We start from the raw sequence: 21,704 nt of genomic DNA on the forward strand, positions 1-21,704 counted from the left end.
CTGCACGTCTTCGCGGTGACCGAGGACGGCCGGCTGCGCACCCGCGTTCAGGACCGTCCCGGCGGCGGCTGGCGACCGTGGGCCGCCTTCGGCGACCGCCCGGTGGCACCGCTGCGTCCGGGGGCGCCGATGCTCTGACCGAACACCCGTGCACTCCGCTTCCACCTTGTCAAGTAGCCTGCCGCTCCGGTTTATTGTCGTACGCGAAGAGGTACCGTTCGTCCGTCCGGCAAGAGTCGGCGCGCGACACGGGGAGCGGTGCGCGGGACGGAGGAGCAGTGCGCGGGATTGTCGTCCACCTGCCGGCGGGGAACGGCGGCGACACGGTGACCTTACGACTCGGTCCGGGAGAGCGGGCGCGCTTCGGCCGCGGCTCCGCTCACAGGCCGGTGGAACTGCGCCTCGGCGACGAGTCGGTCTCCCGGCTGGCCGGTGAGATCCACGCGACCGACGACCACTGGCAGTTGAGCAACCTCAGCAACTCCCACGCCTACCTGGTGGAGAACCCGGAGGGCGCCGGCGAATACCTGCGGGTGCCGCCACGGCGGGTCGGCGCGCCGATCCCCTTCGAGTTCTCCCGGGTGGTGCTGCCCTCTCGGCGGGAAACCCCGCTGTCCTTCCAGGTGTTCGCGCCCGACCACGTCTACCTGGACCTGGACGCCCGCGGCGGCTCCTGGGAGAGCCGCACCATGACGGCGTACTCGCTGGACGAGACCGCCACCTACTTCCTGGTCCTGGTCGCGCTCTGCGAACCATGGCTGCGCGACCACTCCCTCGCCACCGTGCCCACCACCCCGCAGGTGGTCGCGCGGTTGCACGGCCACCCCTCCTGCGCCCGCCTCACCGCCCGCGCGGTCAGCTCGCACCTCGACTATCTCGCCGCCGAGAAGCTCCGCATCGACCTGCCCGACGGCGACCGCGCGGACCGCCGCGGCGGCAAACGCGAGGCCGTGGTGGGGCTCGCCCTGAAGTTCGGCATCGTCCGCGAGGAGCACCTCGTGCTCCTGCCGGACCCCGGACCCGGCCGGTCCGGACGGTAGGGAGGGCCGGCCATGCCGCAGAACCCGGCCTTCCCCGGGGACGGCGAGGAACTGCTGCCGACCGGCCACCGGGTCGGAGAGTGGACCGTCACCGGGCTGATCGGTGAGGGCGGCTGGGCGACGGTATACGCCGCCCACCGGGCCGACGGCGGGGGCGGGGCGGATGACACGGTCGCCCTCAAGGTGCTGCTGACCGCCGGACTCGCGCCCCGCCAGGCCCGCCAGGTCGCCGAAGCCGCCCGGCGCGAAGCCGAGTTGGGCCGTACCGCCCCGCACCCCCGGCTGGTGCGGCTGCTCGATGCCATCGTCCTGGCCGCCCCTGACCAGCCCTCGCTCGACGGCGCGATCGTCCTGGTCATGGAACGCGCCCGGTGCACCCTGCGCGACCTGCTCGCCATCGGCATCGACGAGGCCGACGGCGCCAGGATCGTCACCGGCATCTGCGAGGGCCTGGCCCACCTGCACCGCTCCGGCTGGGTCCACACCGACCTCAAGCCGGAGAACGTCCTCATCGGCGCGGACGGAGAGGTCCGCCTCTCCGACTTCGGCCTCGCCATCGAACTCACCGGCACCCACGGCCACGGCTCCCCGATGGGCACCCCCGACTACCTCCCGCCGGAACGCTGGAAGGAACCACTCGGCGAACACGGCGTCAAAGTCCGTACCACCGCTGACATCTGGGCGCTCGGCATCGTGATCCACGAGGTCTTCGCCGCTGGCGGCCGGCCGTTCCCCGGCGCCACCTCCGCCGCCCGCTGCGCCGCCACCCAGCAGTACGCGGAAGGCCGCGCCGCCCTGCGGCTGGCCGCCGCCGTCCCCCCGTTCTGGCGCGCCCTGGCCGCCGACTGTCTCGCCCCCACCCACGCCGCCCGCGCCCCGCACACCGCCGAGAGCCTGCTCGCCCGCATCCGCGCCCACCGCCCCGGGCGGCGCGCGCGCCGCCCGACCCCTCGCCCTCGCACCGCTCTGCTGGCCCTGGCCTCCTGCGCCACGGTCGCCGTCACCGGCACTGCCCTCTGGCCGCACCCGGGACCGTCCGGACAGCCCGCCCACATCCGGGTCTTCAACACCGAACGCGGCTGTCAGGACCGCACCGACCGCGACCCCCAGTGCAGCCTCGGCCTCGCCGTCGACCCCCTGCGCCCCTACACCGCCGACAACGTCGTCCCCGTGCGGGTCTGGCACAACGACACCCTCGACGCCGACTGCCAACTCCCGACCGGCCTCCCCGTCATCAACGAGGAGGACCTCGTCTCCACCCTCTGGTACCGCATCCGCCTGCCGGGACCCACCACCGCCTGGCTCCCCGCCGTCCGCACCAGGGACCGTCCGGCGCTGCTCCGCTGCCTGTGACCGCCGCCGGCGCGGCTACCGTCCGCGCAGGGACACCCCGAAGCTCAATAGCGCCGGCTTCGGCCGCGAGGTCACCCGGGCGCTGCGCATCCTCGACCCGCCGCTGCTCTGGCGGCTGCTTCTGCGCCCCACCAAGGGGAACGCGCAGCTCGCGGAGCGTACCCTCTGCCACGATCCGGACTTCGCGACCCCCGAACGGACAGCCGCGGCACTCACTCTCGCCCGCCGCGGAGAAGTGGCCGGGGCCGGCGACGCGGGCCGGAGCGACGAGGGCCGGCGGCGGCCGGGCCGGCGGGTCGAAGCGTGCTGCGGTGCGCTCTGCCGTGTCGGCGACTCACGGCCACCGCTCGTCGCCCAGCGGCATGCCGTCGGTCCCAGGGTTGGATCTCACGCTCGTCCCCTGTCCTCCGGACGTCCCGCCGGCGCGGACAAGCCGTCGAGCTCGCGCCCGATCGCCTCCCGCAGTCCGTCGTGCTCCGGTCCGAGCGCGCTCGCGGGATCGCGCCAGTTCTCCGCGGGATACAGCCACACCGGGCGGCGGACGAGCTCCGGGCTCTCCCATTCGAACCGCGGCCACACGTGCGCGTGCAGGAAGCTGTCGGTGTTGCCGAGGATCTCCAGGTTCACGCGCCGGAACTCCGGGTCCAGCCGCCGGCAGACCCGCTCCACGGCCTCACCCAGCCGGTCCATGTCCGCCAGGAAAGCCGTTCGTTTGCCGCGCGGGAGATCGGACAGCCGCTGCACACCGGGCTCGTCCACCAGCAGGACCGAGTAGCCGGGCAGGAACTGCACGTCGCCGATCACCGCGAAGCCGGCGTCGAGCCGCCGGAGCACCGTGGGGTTCGTGCCTTTCAGCGCACTGCCGATCCTGTCGCCCCGCCAGTCCTTCGCCATGACACCGCACCCCGTACAAGCGTGACCGGGCAGGCCCGGCCCAATGATGGTCGCCGGTCGCTCACCCGGCTCCGTGCCATGTTCGCATCCGGCCGAGGTGAACCTCGGCGTCGGCCGGGATCGGAAGGGACTCGACGCTGCTGACCGAGCGCCGGCATACGAGGGCCCGCCCCGGGGGCGCTCCCCGGGGCGGGGTGGGTCAGCTTCCGGCGGGGGCGCGGTGGCCGTGGCGGAAGAGCGGGGCGCGGGTGTCGAAGGGGACGTCCTCGCGGGAGGCGGCGACGGCGGCGTCGGAGGCGGGCAGGTCGAACGGGAGGGTCGCGGTCATCGGGACGCGGCCGAGGGCGGCGTCCAGGACGACCGCGTCCGCGGCGCCGAACTCCCCGATCAGCAGGGCCGCGTGCGGGGCCAGCGGGGTGAGGACGGCGGGCCGTTCCAGCTGGGCGGCGAAGACCGTGGGGACGGCGGCGGCCAGGGCGGTGAGCCGCTCGGCCTCGGCCGCCTCGAACTCCAGCGAACCGCTGTGGAAGTGCTGTTCGAGCATGCCCTCGCGCCGCTCGTACGGGGTGGCGAGGCGGACGACGGCCAGGTCGGCCTGCTCGGGTTGCTCGACGAGGGTGCCGTACCCGGCGGCGACCTGCGGGTCGACGCCCTCGACGTAGAGCCGGGTGGCGGCGGTGGCCGTACGCGGCTCGCCGGCCAGGTGGACCACGGAGCGGCGCTGGACCTCGCGGCCGAGCGCCCGGCCCTCCGGGGTGCCGACCAGTTCGGCGGCGGCCTCCACGTCGACGTACGGGTCGTCGAAGAGGCCGAGGCGGAACTTGTCGCGCAGGATGCGGCGGGCCGACTCGTCGAGCCGGGCCTCGGTGACGGCGCCGGAGCGGACGGCGGCCAGGATCAGCTCCGGGTCGGTCTCGCCGCCGAGCTGGTCGGCGCCCGCGTCGAGGGTGAGCACGACCTGCTCGGCGACGCACAGCTCCTCGACGCCCCAGTGCCGCGGCGGCAGGGTGACCACGCCGGGGACGCTCATGCCGGTGATGGCGTTGAAGTCGGTGCAGACCACGCCGTCGAAGCCGTAACGCCCGCGCAGCAGGCCGGTGATGACGTCCCGGTTGAAGTTGGCGCCGACCTCGGCGAGGCCGCTGCCGGAGGGGATCGCGTAGGCGGGCATGATCTGCGCGGTGCCCGCGGCGAAGGCCGCCTCGAAGGGGCGCAGGTGGGTCTCCAACTCGCCACCGGGGTAGACCAGTCGGCGCCCCGCGGCGAAGTGCGAGTCCTCGCCGCCGGCCTGCGGGCCGCCGCCGGGGAAGTGCTTGGTCATGCAGGCGACGCTGTCCGGGCCGATCCGCTCGCCCTGGAGGCCCTCGATGTAGGCGGTGATCATGCGCGAGGCGCGCTCCGGGTCCTCCCCGAAGGTGCCGCTGATCCGGGCCCAGCGGGGCTCGGTGGCGAGGTCGGCCATCGGGTGGATGGCGACCCGGATGCCGACGGCGCACAGCTCGCGGCGGATCAGGTCGGCGTAGCGGCGCACCAGTTCGGGGTCGTCGGTGGCGGCGAGGCCGATCGGCTCGGGGCCGGTGCTGAAGCCGCCGCCGGTGTGGGCGGTGGCCGGGTTGGCGGTGAAGCCGTGCCGGGGGTCGGAGGAGAGGGTGACCGGGATGCCCAGCCGGGCGGCCGCGGCGAGGTCCTGGACGTGGTTGTTCCACGCGGCCATCGCGCGCGGGTCGGGGACGGCCATCATGGCGAAGTGGGTGAGGCCGCGTTCGGTGATCAGGTCGGCGCCGGAGGGGAACGGCGGGTGCGCGCCGGGGAGCATCCGGCCGTGCAGCATCAGCGCGGCCTTCTCCTCCACGGTCATCCGGCCGAGGAGGTCCTCGACCCGCTCCTCGACGGGCAGCCGCGGGTCCTCGTAGGGCTCCATGGTGCCGTTGTGGTTGAGGTCACGGAAGGGCGTGCCGTCGGTGTGGTGCAGCAGGGTCGTCGTCATGCCGTCACCTCGGCGGCGTTCGACACGGCGGTACGGACGGCGGTCGCGGTGCGGGCCGTGGTCGCGGCACCGGCGGCGGCCTCGGTACCCGCGGTGGCCTTGGCGTGGAAGGCGTCCAGGGTTTCCGCGGTGACCCCGCAGACGGCCAGGAAGGCGGCGGCGCCGCCGTGCTTGGTGCGGACCAGGTCGAGGAAGGCGCTCATCGCTCCGGCGGGGGCCTCCAGCAGCGGGGCGGGGACGACCAGTCGGCCGGCCTCGACCTCGTTGAGAGCGGCGCGGTTGCGGTCGGCGAGCCCGGCCCAGATCTGCTGGATCGCCTCGTTGGTGCGGGCGTAGTCGGCGACGATCTCCTCGGCGGGCACCCCGAGCAGTTCCAGCAGCAGCGCGGTGAGCAGCCCGGTGCGGTCCTTGCCTGCGGCGCAGTGCACCAGCACCCCGCCGGGGCGGGCGGTGGCCTCGACGGCGGCGGCCAGGGCCTGCGGCGCGGACTCGGCCATCAGCAGGTAGAAGGCGCCGAGGTCCGCGGCGGTGGTCATGGTCCGCATGGCCTGGGCCAGTTCGTCGTTGGTGGGCTCGATCCGGGCGGCGACGACGGCGATGCCGGCGGCCTCGGCGGCGGCCCAGTCCTCGGGGCTGCTCTCGGCCTCGCCCCGGAGGTCGACGACGGTGGTGACGCCGTGCTCGCGCAGCTGGGCGACGACGTCCGCGTCGGCGGCGGGGAAGGGCTGGGCGGAGCGGAACAGGGTGCCGGGACGGATCCAGCGGCTCGCGGGGTCGGCGAGCACGGCGGGGTCGCGGAAGTTGACCAGGGACATGCGGGGGCCTTTCGGGATGTGCGAAGGGTCTTGCGAGAGGCGTGACGAAGGGTGTGGCGAAGGCGCGCGGCAGCACCGCGCGAGGAGTGACGTGGGGGTGCGGAGGGGGGAGTTGGGCGTGCGGTGCCGTCCGGGCGGCCGGCGGCACGCCCGGGGACGGGAACGGAAGCGGTGACGGGGCTCGGGTCAGCCCGCCGCGGCGAGCACGTCCCGGTAGGCCTTGACCCAGCCGGCCAGCGTGCCGCTCTCCTGGCCGATCAGGATGTGGCGCCGCACCATGCCGCCGAACATCGCGCCGAACGCGGTCGGGCGCAGATCGGTCTCCGGGTCGGTGCCGAGCCGCTCGGTGGCGATGGTGACGGTGTGTTCGATGAAGGCGTCGATGACGACCAGGGCGTAGTTGTGGACGGAGTGCACTTCGAGCAGGCCCCTGCGCAGCCGCCGGCGGCGCTCGGTGTGCTCGACGGGCTCCTCCAGCTGTCCGCCGGTGACGGTCAGCGCGTGTTCGAGCGCGGCCCAGAGCGGGAGTTCGGCGGGGGCGGCGGCGAAGGCGTCGAGGACGACGTGGCCGAAGTCCCAGCCGAACAGCAGGGCTTCCTTGGCCGGGTAGTAGCGGAAGAAGGTGCGGTGGGCGACGTCGGCGCGGCGGCAGATCTGGTCCACGGTGGTGCGTTCGTAGCCCTGCTCCTCGAAGAGGTCGAGCGCCGCGGAGCGGATGCTGTCGCGGGTGCGCGCCTTCTTGCGGTCGCGCATGCCCGGCTCCGCCGCGGTGTCCGTCCCCTGCATCGTTCTTCCGCTCCTGTTCGGTGAGTTGGGTGTCCGAGCCGGCCCGAGTCGGTTCCGAGTCGGTCTGTTCCGGTCCCGGGCGAGTGCCCGGTCCGGGCGTCGGTGGGGCCGCCGAGGGGGCGGCTGTCAGTACCGAATCACGTCCGGCCGTGCTCGCTCAAGGCGGGAGCCGACTCTTCCGGGTTTCGTCATCCGAAGTTTGCACAACTGCCTTTTGGCAGTACTGCCACTTCCGAAATGGTGTGGACGTCGGCGGCCGCACTCCCCCTGGCCGCCCCGCACCCCCCGAACCGAGGAACCATGAAGCGGCACACCCACCTCCTGGTAGCCGCGGCCTGCACGGCCGCGCTCACGCTCACCGCCTGCTCCGCCTCCGACGACGCCCTGTCCGGCACCGGAGCCGCCGCCGGGAACACCGGAGCGGCGGCCGACGGGCCGGCCGTGGACGGCGGCACGCTCAAGATCGGCCTGGACCGGCCGTTCGCCAAGCTCGACCCGGCCGACGGAACGCTGATCCAGATGCCGATGATGGTCCTCGCCAACGCCCTGTACGACCCGCTGATGGTCAACGGCGACAACGGCACCGTCCAGCCGTACCTCGCCAAGTCCTTCACCCCCAACGCGGACGCCACGGTCTGGACCCTCGACCTGCGCGAGGGCGTGACGTTCAGCGACGGCAAGCCGCTCGACGCCCAGGCCGTCGCCGACCACGTCACCCGGCTCGCCAAGCCGGAGAGCAAGTGCGCCTGCGCCCTCGACGCGGCCGCCATCGGCTCCACCGCCGTCACCGGCCCGACCACCGTCGCCTTCACCCTCAAGGCGCCCGACGCCGCCTTCCCGAACCTGTTCACCCGCTCGCTCGGCTACGTCTCCGAGGCCCCGTCCGGCGACTCCCCCGCCGTCGGCTCCGGCCCGTACACGGTGGAGAGCGTGCAGCCCGGAGTCTCCGTCACCCTGACCCGCAATCCCGCGTACTGGGGCGCCAAGGGCCACGCCGACAAGCTCGTCTACCGGGTGCTGCCCGACACCGACAGCCGCTACCAGTCGCTGCGCTCCGGCGACACCGACCTGATCTGGACCGAGACGCCCAGCCAGCTCAAGCAGGCCGCCGCCGACGGGCTGCGCACCGCTACCGGGCCCGGCTCCACCAGCACCGTGCTGTTCAACACCAAGGCCGCGCCCTTCGACGACGTCCGGGTCCGCCGGGCGGTGCAGTACGCGATCGACCGCGAGGCCCTGGAGAAGGTCGTCTTCCTCGGTCAGGGTTCCGTCGCGGACGGCCCGATCGGCTCCCGCTCCCCGTACCGCACCGCCGCCGGCTACCCGGCCCACGACCCGGCCAAGTCCCGTGCCCTGCTGGCCGAGGCCGGCCACCCCGACCTCGCCTTCGAGTACCTCGTCGACAGCCGCCCCGAGGCCCAGCAGCGCGCCACCGTGCTCCAGCAGATGCTCGGCGAGGCCGGGATCAGGATGACCGTCAAGCCGCTCGACAACGCGGGCCTGGGCACCGCGATGCTCCAGCGCAAGTTCCAGGTGATGGACTTCATCACCAGCATGTTCGGCGACACCGACACCGCGCTCAGCAGCCTCTACCTGCCGAACTCGCCGTACAACTTCATGAGTTGGTCGGACCCCGAGGCCCAGAAGGCGATCACCGAGGGCCGTGCCTCGACCGACCCGGCCAAGCGCTCGGCCGCCTACGGCCAGGCTGCAGCACGGGTCGTCGGCGAGGCGCCGATGGTCTTCCTCACCGAGAACACCGTCGGCTTCCTCGGCACCGCCAAGGTCGGCGGACTGCCCGACCTGTCCAGGCGCACCGTCCTCAACGTCTCCCCCGCCACCCTGTGGGTGAAGCGGTGACCCCCGGCGCCCGGACCGCCCTGCGGTACGGCGGGCAGCTCGGCCGCGCCGCGGCCGTCCTGCTGCTGGTCACCGTCGGCGCGCTCGCCCTGCCCCACCTGATGCCCGGCTCCCCCGCCGTCGCCGCCCTCGGCCCCACCGCCACCCCCGAGCAGATCTCCGCCTACGAGGCCGGGCTCGGCCTGGACCGCAACGTGCTCGCCGCCACCTGGCAGTGGATCGGCGACGCCCTGCACGGCGACCTCGGCCACTCGCTGTCCACCGGAGCGGCCGTCACCGGAGAACTCGCCGACCGCGTCCCCGTCACCCTCGAACTCTTCCTCGCCGCCCAGCTGGTGGCGCTCTGCCTGGCCGTGCCCGTCGCCCTGCTCTCCGCCTGGCGGCCCGGCGGCACCTTCGACAGGCTCGCCACCACCGCCACCTTCGGCTGGCTCGCCGTCCCCGGCTTCGCCCTCGGCCTGCTGCTCATCTGGATCGCCGCCGTCCAGCTGCGCGTCCTGCCCGCCACCGGCTGGACCCCGTTCACCGAGAACCCGGCCGAGAACCTGCGCCACCTGGTGCTGCCCGCCCTCACCCTCGGCCTCACCGAGGCCGCCGTGTTCACCCGCACCCTGCGCGGGCAGCTGCTCGACACCCTCGACCAGCCGTACATCGCCGCCGCCCGCAGCCGCGGCATGGGCACCACCCGGCTGCTGCTGCGCCGCGCCCTGCGGCCGTCCAGCCTGCCGCTGGTGACGCTGATCGGGATCGGCATCGGGACCTCGCTGGGCGGCTCGGTGCTGGTCGAGTCGCTGTTCGCGGTGCCCGGCGTCGGCAGCCTGGTCTCCGGGGCCATCGCCGGCCGGGACTTCCCGGTCGTCCAGGCCGTGGTGGTGGTCAGCGCCGTCGCCGTGGTCGCGGCCACCTTCGCGGTCGACCTGCTGTACCGCACGATCGACCCGAGGATCGCCCATGAGCACCGCTGAGACCACCACCGTGACCGCCGAGAGCGCCGCCGGGACGGCCGAGAGCGCCACCGGGACGGCCGAGAGCGCCGGGACCCCCACCGCCCGCCGCCGCCCGCCGGCCGGCGTGCTCGCCGCCGCGGCCTGGCTGGCCGTGGTCGCCCTCGCCGCCCTGCTGCTGCCCCTGCTGCCCGGCTTCGACCCGCTGCACGGCGACTTCGCCCACCCCTCCGCCGCCCCCGGCCCCGGCCACTGGCTGGGCACCGACGGCTCCGGGCGGGACATCCTGCAGCGCACCGTCGCCGGCGCCCGCGCCTCCTTCACCGTCGCCGCCCTGACCGTCCTGGTCGGGCTGCTCGGCGGCGGCGCGCTCGGCCTCGCCGCCGGCTGGTTCCGCGGCCCGGTCGACAAGGCCATCGGCTTCGCGACAGACCTGCTGATGTCCGTGCCCAGCCTGATCCTGGTGATGATCGTGGTCTCGATGCGCGGCCCCGGCCTCACCGTCATCGGCGGCCTGATCGGGCTGTTCACCGTCCCGCACTTCACCCGGGTGGTGCGCGCCGTCGTCCTCTCGCTCGCCGAGCGCGGCTTCGTCCAGGCCGCCCGCATGATCGGCACCGCCCCGCTGCGCATCCTGCGCCGCGAGATCGTCCCGCACGTCCTGCCGATCGCGCTCACCTTCGCCTTCACCGCCACCACCGTCGCCATCGTCGCCGAGGGCTCGCTCAGCTTCCTCGGCTTCGGGCTGCGCCCGCCGGAGCCCTCCTGGGGCGGCATCATCGCCGAGGGCCGCACCACCCTCGGCAGCGCGCCGTGGATCTCGCTGGCACCCGCGGCGGTGCTCTGCCTGACCGTCCTCGCCCTCAACTACCTCGGGGAGCACCTGCGTTCGGGTGCTCCCGCCGCAGCCAGGCCCACCGCAGCCAAGTCCGCCGCTGCGAAGCCCACCGCCACGAAGGGAGCGCGCGGATGACCTCCGCCCCCGTCCTCGACGTCCGCTCGCTGGACACCGTCCTGCACACCCCCGACGGGCGGAGCCTGCACGTCCTGCACGGCGTCAGCCTCACCATCGCGGCCGGCGAGTGCCTCGGCGTGGTCGGCGAGTCCGGCTCCGGCAAGTCCGTGCTCGCCCGCACCGTCCTCGGCGTCGGGTCGCGAACCACCAGGGCCGTCGCCACCGGCGAGATCCGGCTGAACGGCGAGGACCTGCTCGCCGCCACCTCCGCCCGGCGCGCCGAACTGCTCGGCACCGGCATCGCCATGGTCCACCAGGATCCGATGACCTCGCTCAACCCGGTCGTCCGGATCGCCGACCAGGTCACCGAGTCGATCACCAACCGGCGCCGCCTGTCCCGGCGCGAACGGCTGCGCACCGCCGCCGAGTTGCTCGCCGCCGTCGACGTCCCCGACCCCGCCCGGCGGGCCCGCGCCCACCCGCACGAGCTCTCCGGCGGCCTGCGCCAGCGCGTCGGCATCGCCGCCGCCCTGGCCGGCGAACCCGCCCTGCTGCTCGCCGACGAACCCACCACCGCCCTCGACGTCACCGTCCAGCGCACCGTCCTCGACCTGCTCGACCAGCACCGGGTCGACCGGGGCCTGGCCACCCTGCTGATCACCCACGACATCGGCCTGCTGTACGGGCGGGCCCGCCGCATCGCCGTCATGTACGGCGGCCGGATCGTCGAGACCGGCCCCACCGAGGCCGTCACCCGGCACCCCCGGCACCCCTACACGGCGGCGCTGCTGCGCTCCGTCCCGCGGGTCACCGGCCCGCTGCGCCGCACCCTGCCCGCCATCCCCGGCTCACCGCCCGACCTCACCCGGCCCATCCCCGGCTGCCCCTTCGCGCCGCGCTGCGAGCGGGCGACGGAGCTGTGCACGACGACCCCGCCGCCCACCCGCACGGCGGCGGACGGGGCGGACGGACACACCGTCGACTGCCACTTCCCGCTCACCGCGGCCGACCCCACCGCTCCCGAGGAACTGGAGTCCGCGGCATGACCACCACCCCCGAAACCGTCGCCCCCGACACCGCCGGCGCCGGACCTGCCGACGCCGGTACGGCCGTCCTGGAGGCCACCGGCCTCGGCGTCGTCCACCGCACCCGCTCCGGCCCGCTGCACGCCGTCAGCGGCGTCGACCTGGCCCTGTATCCGCGCCGCACCCTCGCCCTGGTCGGCGAGTCCGGCTCCGGCAAGAGCAGCATCGCCAAGGCCCTGCTGCGGCTGCCCCCGCCCACCACCGGCACCGTCATCCTCGACGGCACCGACCTCGCCACGCTCTCCCCGCGGGCCCTGCGGGCGGTCCGGCCCCGTCTCCAGATGGTCTTCCAGGACCCGCTCTCCTCCCTCAACCCGCGCCGCCGGGTCCGCGACCTCGTCGCCGAACCCCTCGACGCCCACCCCGACCCGGCCCGCGACCGCGAGGAGATCGTCACCCGGCAGCTGGAGGCCGTCGGACTGCCGCCCGCCCTGTTCGGCGACCGCCGGCCCCACCAGCTCTCCGGCGGACAGGCCCAGCGGGTCGCCATCGCCCGGGCCCTGGCCGCCGGACCGCGCGTCCTGATCGCCGACGAGGCGGTCTCCGCCCTCGACGTCTCGGCCCAGGCCACCGTGCTCAACCTGCTGCGCGACCTCACCGAGGAGCGCGGACTGGCCGGCCTCTTCATCTCCCACGACCTCGGCGTGGTCCGGGCGGTGAGCGACGAGGTGGCCGTGCTCCAGCTCGGCCGCATCTGCGAACGCGGCCCCACCGAGGCCGTCCTCGCCGCCCCGGCCCACCCCTACACCGCCGCCCTGCTCACCGCCGTCCCCGAACCCGGCCGCCCGCTGCGCGACACCGGCCTGCTCCCCACCGACCCGCCCTCCCCCCTCGCCCCGCCCAGCGGCTGCCGCTTCCGCACCCGCTGCCCGCTGGCGGACAGCCGCTGCGCCACCGAGGAGCCCCGCCCGCGGGAGGTGGCGCCCGGCCGCACGGTGGCCTGCCACCGCCCGCTGGTCGGCGCCGCGGAGGCCTGACCGGCCTGGCGTGCGGCCCGACCGGCACCGACACGGGACGGCCCCGGCCGACCCGCCCGCGACGCCGAACGGCCGACGGGTGCGAGCGCGCGGCGACGGCACTCCCCCGGAGGTGTCGCAGCCCGCACGGACGCACCGGCCCCGGTCGGCCGCCCGACAACGGCGGCGCGGCCGAACCCCTGACCGAGGCATGACGCGACCGCCGCCTTCGGCCGTTCCGCGGTCGGGGCCCGGTAGCGTCACCGGTCATGAGGATTCTGGTCACCGGCGGCGCCGGGTTCATCGGTTCGGCGGTCGTCCGGGGCCTCGTGGCGGCGGGCCACGAGGTCCGTGTCCTGGACGCGCTGCTTCCCGCCGTCCATCCCTCGGGGATGCCACCCGAGTTGCCCGCGGCGGTGGACTTCCGGCACGGGGACGTACGGGACCGGGCGACGGTCGAGCGGGCGCTGGCCGGAGTGGACGCGGTCTGCCACCAGGCGGCCATGGTCGGCTTGGGGACGGACCTCGACGACGCGCCCGCCTACGCGGGCTGCAACGATCTGGGAACGGCGGTGCTGCTCGCCGCGATGGCGCACTCGGGCGTGCGCGGCCTCGTCCTCGCCGGGTCCATGGTGGTCTACGGCGAGGGTCGCTACCGCTGCCGGCTGCACGGGGACGTCGCACCCGGTCCACGGCGCCCGGACGAACTGGACGCCGGCCGGTTCGAGCCGCCGTGCCCGCGCTGCGGTGCCGAACTCCAGCCCTGCCTGGTGACGGAGGACGCACCGACGGACCCGCGCAGCGTGTACGCGGCGACGAAGCTCGCCCAGGAGCACCTGGTCTCCGCCTGGACCCGCGCCTGTGCGGGCCGTGCCCTGACCCTGCGCTACCACAACGTCTACGGCCCCGGGATGCCGCGGGACACTCCGTACGCCGGAGTGGCGTCGCTCTTCCGCTCGGCCCTGGCCCGGGGCGAATCGCCCAGGGTGTTCGAGGACGGCGGGCAGCGCCGGGACTTCGTCCACGTGGCGGACGTCGCCGCCGCGAACCTCTCCGCGCTGGCGGCGCTCGGCGACCGCCCGCCGGGCAGTACCCGGGCCTACAACGTGGGCAGCGGCGAGGTCCGTACGGTCGGGGAGATGGCACGGGCGCTGGCCGCCGCCCACGGTGGGCCGACGCCGGTGGTGACCGGCGAGTACCGGCTCGGCGACGTCCGCCACATCACCGCGGACTCGGCCCGGATCCGGACGGAACTCACGTGGCGGGCCCGGGTCTCCTTCGCCGACGGGATGCTGGAGTTCGCCGCCGCGCCGCAGCGGGCGTGAGACCGGCGCGCGGCGTCGGCCGTGCGCGGGTGCCGCCGGATCCCGTCCGCTCCCCCGGACGGGTCGAGCCTCGCCGACGTGGCACCTCCGCAAGGCGCGGTTCGGCCTCGGCGGGCCGGGCTGCGGTTAGCGTGACCGGCGTGACTTCTCCCCTCCATCCCGTCCCCGTCGCCGATGTCGTCCTCCCCTGTCTGGACGAGTCCGCGGCCCTGCCGTGGGTGCTCGGCCGTGTCCCGGACGGCTGGCGCGCGATCGTCGTCGACAACGGTTCGCGCGACGGCTCGGCGGAGTTGGCCCGGTCGCTGGGCGCCACCGTCGTCGAGGAGCCCCGGCGCGGTTTCGGCGCCGCCTGCCACGCCGGTCTGCTCGCCGCGACCGCCGGACTGGTCTGCTTCATGGACTGCGACGGTTCGCTCGATCCGGCCCAACTGCCCCGCGTCGCCGGTCCCGTGGCGGCCGGCACGGCGGACCTCGTGCTCGGCCGCCGCCGTCCCGCGACCGCCGGCGCCTGGCCGGTGCACGCCCGGCTCGCCAACACCGTCCTCGCCCGCCGGCTGCGCGCCCTCACCGGGGCGCCGCTGCACGACCTCGGACCGATGCGGGCCGCCCGGCGGGAGCGGCTGATCGCCCTCGGGCTGGGCGACCGCCGCTCCGGCTATCCGCTCGAAATGGTGCTCGCCGCCTCGGCGGCCGGGATGCGGATCACCGAGACCGACGTCGACTACCTGCCGCGCTCCGGCCGCTCCAAGGTCACCGGGACCGTGCGCGGCACCCGTCAGGCCGTACGCGACATGCGGGCCGTGCTGGCCGCACCGCCGCCCACCCTGCTGGTCATCGCCAAGGCGCCGGTTCCGGGCCGGGTGAAGACACGTCTCACCCCGCCGTGCAGTCCGGGGCAGGCGGCGGCGCTGGCCCGGGCCGCCCTCGTCGACACCCTCGCCGCTCTCGACCGGATGCCGGCCGGCCGGCGGCTGCTCGTCCTCGACGGGGACGCCGGTCCGTGGCTGCCGCCCGGGTGGGACGTCGTCCCGCAGTGCGGCGGCGGGCTCGACGAGCGGCTCGCGGCGGCCTTCGCCCACGCTGCCCGGCAAGCACCGGGATCACCCGCCCTGCTGGTCGGCATGGACACCCCGCAGCTGGACCCGGCCGTCCTCGCCGAGTCGCTCTCCCCGGCCCACCGCGCCGGTGCGGACGCCTGGTACGGCCCGGCGGCCGACGGCGGCTTCTGGGCCCTCGGCCTGGCCCACCCCACCGAACGGCTGGCCCGACGCCTGCTCCGGGGGGTGCCGATGTCCACCTCCCGCACCGGCGCCGCCCTGCTCGACCGCCTCGCGGCCGAGCGCCTGACGGTCCGCCACCTCCCGGTGATGACCGACGTGGACACCATCCAGGACGCCCGCCGCGTCGCGGCCGAAGCGCCGCACACCGGGTTCGCCGTGCGCCTGCGCACGATCGACACCGCCCCGGAGTTCGCCGGATGACCGCCCCGGCCGCCGCCTGGATCGACGACCCGTTCGCCGAGGCCGTGCGCGCCGGACGCGGCCCCCTGTGGCTGCGTCAGGAGGACGGCTCGCGCATCGCACTCGACGTCGAACGGTGGTGCGCCCCCGCCGCCGGAGGCGACCACAGCCTGCTGCGGCGCTGCGTGGGCCTGGCCGCCCCGGTGGTGGACCTGGGCTGCGGACCCGGCCGGCTCGTGGCCGCCCTGCTGGCCCTCGGCGTCCCGGCCCTGGGAGTCGACGTCACCGGGGCGGCGGTGGAACGGACCCGCCACCTCGGAGGCCCCGCCCTGTGCCGGTCCGTGTTCGACCGGCTGCCCGCCGAGGGCCGCTGGGGCGGTGCGCTGCTCGCGGACGGCAACCTCGGCATCGGCGGCGACCCGGCCGTGCTGCTGCGCCGCGGCGCCGAACTCCTGGCACCGGACGGCGTCCTGCTGGTCGAGGTCGAGCCGTGGGAGCTCGACGAACGGATCACCGTACGGGTCGAGGGTTCCGACGGCCGCCTCGGTCCGGCGTTCGCCTGGGCCCGGTGCGGCGCCGGGGCGGTCACCCGGCGGGCCCGCCGGGCCGGGCTCGTCGAGACCGAACGCTGGACCTCCCACGGACGGCGCTTCCTCGCCCTCCGCAAGTCCTCCGCCGGCACACTCGTGTGACGGGGCGCTTCGACCCGCCCCCTCCGGGTCGGCGGTGCGCCACGCGCCTCGGAGCGTCGGCGGCCGGTCAGGCCTTCGTCGTCCCCGGCGCCGGGCCGCGCGCCGGCCGCGGCGGTACGGCGCGGGACAGCCCACGGGCCGTCGGCACCGCGAGCACACAGGCCAGCGCGACCGCGTACGAGGACCGTTGGGCGTCCGCCCCGCCGACGAGGTAGAGCGCCTGTCCGGCCGCCGGAACGGCCAGCCACTCCCACCGCCCGTCGAGCGCGACCAGGGCCACCACCAGCAGGCCGTACCAGGGGTAGCTCGGCGCGACGACCAGCAGCGCCGTTCCGGTCACCAGCAGGGCGCCGCGCCACGGACGGCCGGGATCGCCGCGCAGCAGCACCCACAGCGCCACCACCGCCAGCACCAGCACCGCCGCCCACGGGGCCCACCGGTCGGCGACGACGATCCGCAGGAGGCCGAACCGGTCGAGGTGCCCCTGCTCGTACCCCTCCTCGCGCAGGTATCCGGGCAGGTACCCCAGCACACCGGGCCCGGAGGCGACGAGGTAGGGCAGATAGACCGCCACGAACGTCCCGAGGGCCACTGCGAGCAGCAGCACGTCGGACCTGGTCGGACGCCGGGCCAGCAGCCCGGAGAGCGCTCCGGGCAGGGCGAGCGCCGGCAGCAGCTTGGTCGCGACCGCCGCGCCGAGCAGGGCGCCGCCGGCACCGGCCCGGCGACGGGCGGAGAAGCCCAGTCCGGCCACCATCAGGAGCGCACCGAGGGTGTCGGCGTGCGCGTCGTTGACCGCCCACACCGTCACTCCGGGGCACCAGCCCCACAGCGCGGCGCGTCGGCCGCCCCGCCGTGCCGCCAGCAGTGCGCCGGTGGTGGCCACGGCCAGCACGGCCCCTGCGGCCTGCATACCGCGGACGCCGCCGCCGAACGGGTGCACGGCGAGGAACCACGCCTCCGCGACCGGCGGGTAGATGGTGTGCACGGCGGGCCGGTTGATCCGGGTGCAGTCGCCGTCCGCGGTCCGCCGCTCGTCCCACCCCGCGCAGCCGTCACCCGCCGGGAACAGGCCCGGATCGCGCAACCGGGCCAGCGCCGGGTCGTCCGGGGTGCGCGCGTAGGGCGAGGTGCCGGCCGCCTGGACGCGGCCGTCCCACACGTACCGGTAGGCGTCGTCGCTGGTGCGCGGTGGCGCCAACAGCCCCACGGCGGCGACGGCGACGCTCCCGGCCAGGACGAGCGGCACCACGTGACGGTCGCCCACCCCGCGGAGCAGGACGAGCGCGAGGGTGAACAGCGCCGCGTCGAGGGCGTACCAGCCGTACAGCGGCGCCCGGTCGGCGAGCGTCCCGCCGCCGGTCACGGTCAGTGCCAGGGCCGCCGTCAGCGCGGCGAGGGCGAGGACACAGGGCAGGAGGCGTCGGGTGAGCACGCGCCCACCCTGCCACCGCGGTGGCCCGTCACCGAGGACCGGCGGCGCCGCCGTTCGCGGTCCGGTCAGGCTCCGGGGACGCCCGGAAGGCCGGTGGTGAGACCGTCCAGGGCGTGCGAGCAGACGCAGTCCCGGTCGACGGGCAGCAGCTCGATCGCCTTGAACAGCACCGTGCGCAGCCGGTCGACGTTGCCCGCGAAGACCTTCAGCACCTCGGCCTGGGTGACGCCCTCGCCTGCCACGACTCCGGCGTCGTGGTCGGTGACGAGCGCCAACGTGCTGTAGCAGAGGCCTAGTTCACGCGCCAGCGCGGCCTCCGGGTGCCCGGTCATGCCGACCACCGACCAGCCGTTCGCGGAGAACCAGCGGGACTCGGCGCGGGTCGAGAAGCGCGGCCCCTCGATCACCACCAGGGTGCCGCCGTCCACCGGCCCCCAGGCCGCCGCGGCGGCGGCGTCCAGGGCCGCCCGCCGCCCCGCCGGGCAGTACGGGTCGGCCATCGGCACGTGCACCACCTCGGGGACGGAGCCGTCCGGCAGCGGCCGCCCGTCGTAGAAGGTCTGCACCCGGCCCGAGGTCCGGTCCACGAACTGGTCCGGCACCAGCAGCGTGCCGGGCCCGTACTCCGGCCGCAGCCCGCCCACCGCGCACGGTCCGAACACCTGCCGCACCCCCAGGGCGTGCAGCGCCCAGAGGTTGGCCCGGTAGTCGATCCGGTGCGGCGGCAGCGTGTGCCCGCGCCCGTGCCGGGGCAGGAAGGCGACCCGGCGACCGGCCACCTCGCCCAGGAACAGCGCGTCGCTCGGCGGCCCGTACGGCGTGTCGACCCGCACCTCGGTCACCTCGTCCAGCAGCGCGTACAAGCCCGAGCCGCCGATCACACCGACCTCGGCCCGCGGCGCGTCCCCACGTGGCGTCATGTGTTCCACCTCTCTCTCGGCGAGACCGTTCCGGCCACTGCGGGAACCAGCGGGCCTCGGGTCTCGACATCCGTTCTTACGGTTCACGAACCCCGCACCACCGGTACGGGCCGGCCCGCCGCTCACCCGGGCGCGGACCGTCGGGATCGGCCGACGCGGCGGAGCTTGAGCGCGAGGGCGACGGCCGCCGCGCCGAACAGGACTCCGCTGACGGCGAGCCACCGGCCGAGGTAGACCTCCTCCGACAGCCCGGTGGCCCCCGGGTACGGCTCGGACAGGTTCAGGACGAGGGGGAACCAGACGAGCAGCAGGAGGCCGGACAGGACGACCGGTACCCGCAGGTAGTTGATCCACTCGACGGTCGGAGCCCGCTCGTGGCGGTGGCGCAGGACGGACCGGGCGGAGAGGTCGGCGAGCGAGTAGAGCGGCAGCAGGACCAGGTCGTGGACGAGGGCCCCGCCGACGAACCAGACCACCACCGCGAGGGCCCGGTCGGACACCAGCCGCTCGGCGGCGTAACCGGTGAGCGCGAACGAGGCGAGCAGCACGAGCAGGTGCATCGGCCCTGCGCCGTACCAGCGGGTGAGGCGGGCGGGTCGGGCCACGGTCACGCCCTGAAGGTGAGTCGGCCGACCCACTTGGTGTTGTTCACACCGGGGTTGGCGGGGACGATGATCCGGGCCGGGAAGCCGTGGTCGAGCGACAGGTCGACTCCGTTGACGTGCAGGGCCAGGAGGGACCGGGGGTCGCGGATCTGGTTGCCCCGCAGCAGCACCGAGGTGAAGGGGCCGGGTGGCTGGACCGACTCCACCAGCACCTCGGCCGCACCGGGCAGGCCGGCCAGGGCCGCCAGGTCGGCCAGCCGCAGTCCGCTCCACAGCTGGTCCTCGGTGGACCAGCCCTCCACGCAGGCGATCGGCAGCCGGGCCGACCGCTGCGGCATGGCCAGCAGCTGCTCGCGGGTGAGGACCAACGGCTGCGCGGCGCCGTGCAGTTCGAGGCGCCATTCGGGCCCGACGAGCTGCGGGGTGATCCCGACGGCGGCGGCGGTCTTGTTGATCTGGAAGCCGTTCGGGCCCTGCTCGGGGGCCCGGTTGTGCGGCGCCAGGAGCGCGGTCGCGCGGAGGCTGCCGCCCAGGCTCTGCCCGGCCGTCACCGCGAACAGGACGAGCGAGCCGCCTCCCACCAGGGCGAGCGCACCGCGCCGGGAGGTCGTCGGCACGGCCGGCGAGGCCGCCACCAGGCCCCCGCCGTCGGAGGGCTCCGGCCCGGTCGCCGCGAGCCCGGTCCGCAGCTCCGCCAGCAGCGGACGCGACCGCAGGGCACGGCTCGCGCTGCCCAGCTTGAGGACCACGTGGACGGCGAAGGCCGCGATGAACACCCACGCACCGTAGAAGTGCAGCGGGTAGAAGGATCCCGGAAAGACGTAGTGCAGCTGGATGTTGAGGATCCCGGTCACGAACTCGAACACGGCGCCGCCGACGAGCATCAGCAGCGACAGCCGCTCCAGCGCGTTCGCGGCGCTGCGGACGGGCGGCCAGGTGAAGAGCTTCGGGATCACCGACCACAGCTTGGCCAGCAGCACCGGAACCAGCACGACGCCGAGCGTCACGTGCACGCCTTGGGTGAGCCGGTACAGCCAGGACGGATCGGTGGGCCAGTCGAAGAGGTAGAAGCCCAGCAGCCCCTTCTCCGGCGTCTGGTCGTTGAGCCGGCCGAGGCCGGGGTTGTACGCGGCGTAGGACAGCGCCCCGGTCACGAACAGCACCGGGATCCCGGCGAGCAGCACGAACCCGAACACGGAGGTGAGCCACGGCCCGCGGATCGGGCTGCGCCAGAACCCCCGGCGGAACGGGCCGGGTGGAGGGGGCATCCGACCGGCCCGGGCGGCGAGGGCCGCGCCGGCCGAGGCGAGGGACCGGCCGACGGTTCGGGCCGCCCCGCGCAGCCTCCTGGCACCGCGCCCGGGCAGATCCCGCACCCTTGTGCCGCCCCGGCCCCGCGCGGGGTCCTCCCCGGGCGGTCCGCCCCCCTGTCGGGCCCCGACCACCCGTCACCTCCAGCTCCGGAACCGTCCGTGAACGGGCGGGCTCACCGGCCTCCCGTTGTGAGGAGAGACGGCGACCGCGCCCGGCCTGGGCCGCCGGAACGAGAGCCGCACCGTCGGAACCCCGCCGGACAGCAAACCAGCAGCGCACGGACTTCACCGCAAGGCCGGACACGCGGGGCGGCAACATCACCCGGGCGGAGGTATCCCGTCCCTGCCGCGGTCCCGGGTACCGAGCCGGCGGGGGCGGCCGGGGTCAGGCCTCGTCGGTGGTGGAGATGGCCAGCAGCTTCGTCACCGAGCCGTCGTCGCCGACGACGTCGCGCAGGTGCCGGAAGCCGAGCCGGTGGCTCATCGTCAGGCTCGGGGTGTTCTCGGCGCCGACCATGCCGTAGACCTCCTTGAGGCCCAGCTCGTCACCGGCGTAGCGGATCAGGCCGCGCACCGCCTCGGCGCCCAGGCCGCGGCCCCAGAACTCCGGGGCGAGCGCGGTGACCAGCTCGTGGCCGTCGACGTTCCCGGTGCGCTTGACCTCGGCGTGGCCCGCGTACGCCCCGTCCAGCCAGAGGCCCCAGATGTCGAAGAGGTTCTGCGGGTAGACGTCGGTCAGGATCGCGCGGAACAGCGTGCGGATGTCCGGCTCGGGCACGAGGTCCTGGCCCATCCAGCGGCACACGTCCGCGTTGCGCAGCAGGGAGACGAAGGCGTCCTCGTCCTCGGGCCGGTAGGGGATGAAGTCCAGGTGCTCGGTGCGCAGCGGAGGGGTCATGGTGCTCTCCTCGGGTCGTGGTGGTGCGGCGGCTCGGTGGTGCGGTCGTTCAGCGGTGAAGTGGTGGAGTGGTCGAGTGGCGCGGTGGTGGGGTGGCGCGGTGGCCGGGACGGGGCCGGTCGGCGCGGCGCGACCGGCGGCCCCGTCCGTGCGGCCGGTCAGGCTCCGGCGTTCTCCATGCGATCGCGCAGGCTCTTCGGGCGCATGTCGGTCCACACCTCGTCGACGTAGGCGGTGCACTCGGCCTCGGTGCCCTCGGTGCCGACGGGCTGCCAGCCGGCCGGGACGTCGAGGTCGGCGGGCCAGAGGGAGTACTGCTCCTCGTCGTTGCGCAGCACCTGGTAGCGGGTGTTCTCGTCCATGTCGGGCTCCTCTGTCGTC

Annotated in this window: 20 protein-coding genes and 1 pseudogene; 11 read left to right on the forward strand and 10 right to left on the reverse strand. The window is 75.1% G+C overall.

What is annotated here, in order from left to right:
• The first annotated feature begins 278 nt into the window (after positions 1-278).
• Both ACFVGO_RS07900 and ACFVGO_RS07905 read left to right on the forward strand, forming a co-directional pair.
• Entirely contained in the window at positions 279-1,040 is a 762-nt protein-coding gene (locus tag ACFVGO_RS07900) for a serine/threonine protein kinase (protein WP_359903834.1), read from the forward strand.
• Between the two features lie 12 nt (positions 1,041-1,052).
• Complete coding sequence (locus ACFVGO_RS07905; protein WP_359903837.1) at positions 1,053-2,393, forward strand: serine/threonine-protein kinase; 1,341 nt, start codon at positions 1,053-1,055, stop codon at positions 2,391-2,393.
• Positions 2,394-2,780: 387 nt separating this feature from the next.
• On the opposite strand, the gene ACFVGO_RS07910 is transcribed toward ACFVGO_RS07905, so the two are convergent.
• From ACFVGO_RS07910 to ACFVGO_RS07925, 4 genes are all read right to left on the reverse strand, one after another.
• Positions 2,781-3,287, reverse strand: a complete 507-nt coding sequence (locus tag ACFVGO_RS07910; protein WP_359903839.1) for a diadenosine tetraphosphate hydrolase — start codon at positions 3,285-3,287, stop codon at positions 2,781-2,783.
• A gap of 199 nt (positions 3,288-3,486) precedes the next feature.
• Entirely contained in the window at positions 3,487-5,274 is a 1,788-nt protein-coding gene (locus ACFVGO_RS07915) for a glycoside hydrolase family 3 protein (protein ID WP_380631091.1), read from the reverse strand.
• The gene (locus ACFVGO_RS07920; protein WP_380631092.1) at positions 5,271-6,089 is read right to left on the reverse strand and encodes a tyrosine-protein phosphatase; all 819 of its coding nucleotides are present in this window, start codon (positions 6,087-6,089) and stop codon (positions 5,271-5,273) included. Before ACFVGO_RS07920 ends, ACFVGO_RS07915 begins: the two co-directional genes overlap by 4 nt.
• 186 nt (positions 6,090-6,275) lie before the next feature.
• Positions 6,276-6,875, reverse strand: coding sequence for a TetR family transcriptional regulator (locus ACFVGO_RS07925; protein ID WP_380631093.1), 600 nt, complete (start codon positions 6,873-6,875; stop codon positions 6,276-6,278).
• 300 nt (positions 6,876-7,175) lie between these two features.
• Here ACFVGO_RS07925 and ACFVGO_RS07930 point away from each other — a divergent pair, with 300 nt between their 5' ends.
• The 9 genes and pseudogenes from ACFVGO_RS07930 (at position 7,176) to ACFVGO_RS07970 (ending at position 16,152) form a co-directional block, all read left to right on the forward strand.
• Positions 7,176-8,735, forward strand: coding sequence for an ABC transporter substrate-binding protein (locus ACFVGO_RS07930; RefSeq protein WP_359903851.1), 1,560 nt, complete (start codon positions 7,176-7,178; stop codon positions 8,733-8,735).
• Complete coding sequence (locus tag ACFVGO_RS07935; protein WP_359903854.1) at positions 8,732-9,700, forward strand: ABC transporter permease; 969 nt, start codon at positions 8,732-8,734, stop codon at positions 9,698-9,700. The genes ACFVGO_RS07930 and ACFVGO_RS07935 overlap by 4 nt, the downstream gene beginning before the upstream one ends.
• A complete protein-coding gene (locus ACFVGO_RS07940) occupies positions 9,687-10,652 on the forward strand; it encodes an ABC transporter permease (RefSeq protein WP_380631094.1) in 966 nt (321 codons plus the stop codon). Before ACFVGO_RS07935 ends, ACFVGO_RS07940 begins: the two co-directional genes overlap by 14 nt.
• Positions 10,649-11,680 (forward strand): ABC transporter ATP-binding protein, encoded by a 1,032-nt coding sequence (locus ACFVGO_RS07945; RefSeq protein ID WP_380631095.1) that lies wholly within the window; start codon positions 10,649-10,651, stop codon positions 11,678-11,680. The genes ACFVGO_RS07940 and ACFVGO_RS07945 overlap by 4 nt, the downstream gene beginning before the upstream one ends.
• Positions 11,677-12,696 carry an oligopeptide/dipeptide ABC transporter ATP-binding protein gene (locus ACFVGO_RS07950; protein WP_380631096.1) on the forward strand — a complete coding sequence of 340 codons (1,020 nt, stop codon included), beginning with the start codon at positions 11,677-11,679 and terminating at the stop codon, positions 12,694-12,696. Before ACFVGO_RS07945 ends, ACFVGO_RS07950 begins: the two co-directional genes overlap by 4 nt.
• Before the next feature lie 248 nt (positions 12,697-12,944).
• On the forward strand, positions 12,945-14,000 hold the full coding sequence (locus tag ACFVGO_RS07955) for an NAD-dependent epimerase/dehydratase family protein (RefSeq protein WP_359903865.1): 1,056 nt from the start codon (positions 12,945-12,947) through the stop codon (positions 13,998-14,000).
• A gap of 131 nt (positions 14,001-14,131) precedes the next feature.
• Positions 14,132-14,854: pseudogene (locus ACFVGO_RS07960) on the forward strand (glycosyltransferase family 2 protein); the annotation flags it as partial.
• 99 nt (positions 14,855-14,953) lie between these two features.
• The gene (locus tag ACFVGO_RS07965) at positions 14,954-15,481 is read left to right on the forward strand and encodes a DUF2064 domain-containing protein (RefSeq protein ID WP_380351071.1); all 528 of its coding nucleotides are present in this window, start codon (positions 14,954-14,956) and stop codon (positions 15,479-15,481) included.
• Complete coding sequence (locus ACFVGO_RS07970) at positions 15,478-16,152, forward strand: SAM-dependent methyltransferase (protein ID WP_359903868.1); 675 nt, start codon at positions 15,478-15,480, stop codon at positions 16,150-16,152. The genes ACFVGO_RS07965 and ACFVGO_RS07970 overlap by 4 nt, the downstream gene beginning before the upstream one ends.
• A gap of 67 nt (positions 16,153-16,219) precedes the next feature.
• On the opposite strand, the gene ACFVGO_RS07975 is transcribed toward ACFVGO_RS07970, so the two are convergent.
• The 6 genes from ACFVGO_RS07975 to ACFVGO_RS08000 form a co-directional block, all read right to left on the reverse strand.
• A complete protein-coding gene (locus tag ACFVGO_RS07975; protein WP_380631097.1) occupies positions 16,220-17,587 on the reverse strand; it encodes a hypothetical protein in 1,368 nt (455 codons plus the stop codon).
• 65 nt (positions 17,588-17,652) lie between these two features.
• Positions 17,653-18,507 carry an S-methyl-5'-thioadenosine phosphorylase gene (locus ACFVGO_RS07980; protein ID WP_380631098.1) on the reverse strand — a complete coding sequence of 285 codons (855 nt, stop codon included), beginning with the start codon at positions 18,505-18,507 and terminating at the stop codon, positions 17,653-17,655.
• Positions 18,508-18,629: 122 nt separating this feature from the next.
• Positions 18,630-19,067, reverse strand: a complete 438-nt coding sequence (locus ACFVGO_RS07985) for a hypothetical protein (protein ID WP_380351073.1) — start codon at positions 19,065-19,067, stop codon at positions 18,630-18,632.
• A gap of 47 nt (positions 19,068-19,114) precedes the next feature.
• A complete protein-coding gene (locus ACFVGO_RS07990; RefSeq protein ID WP_380631099.1) occupies positions 19,115-20,380 on the reverse strand; it encodes a molybdopterin-dependent oxidoreductase in 1,266 nt (421 codons plus the stop codon).
• A gap of 430 nt (positions 20,381-20,810) precedes the next feature.
• Entirely contained in the window at positions 20,811-21,323 is a 513-nt protein-coding gene (locus ACFVGO_RS07995; RefSeq protein WP_359903882.1) for a GNAT family N-acetyltransferase, read from the reverse strand.
• Between the two features lie 158 nt (positions 21,324-21,481).
• On the reverse strand, positions 21,482-21,685 hold the full coding sequence (locus ACFVGO_RS08000) for an MbtH family NRPS accessory protein (RefSeq protein WP_359903885.1): 204 nt from the start codon (positions 21,683-21,685) through the stop codon (positions 21,482-21,484).
• Between the last annotated feature and the right edge of the window lie 19 nt (positions 21,686-21,704).

The organism is Kitasatospora sp. NPDC057738, assembly GCF_042798815.1.
In the GTDB taxonomy this organism is placed as follows: Bacteria; Actinomycetota; Actinomycetes; order Streptomycetales; family Streptomycetaceae; genus Kitasatospora; species Kitasatospora lactacystinica.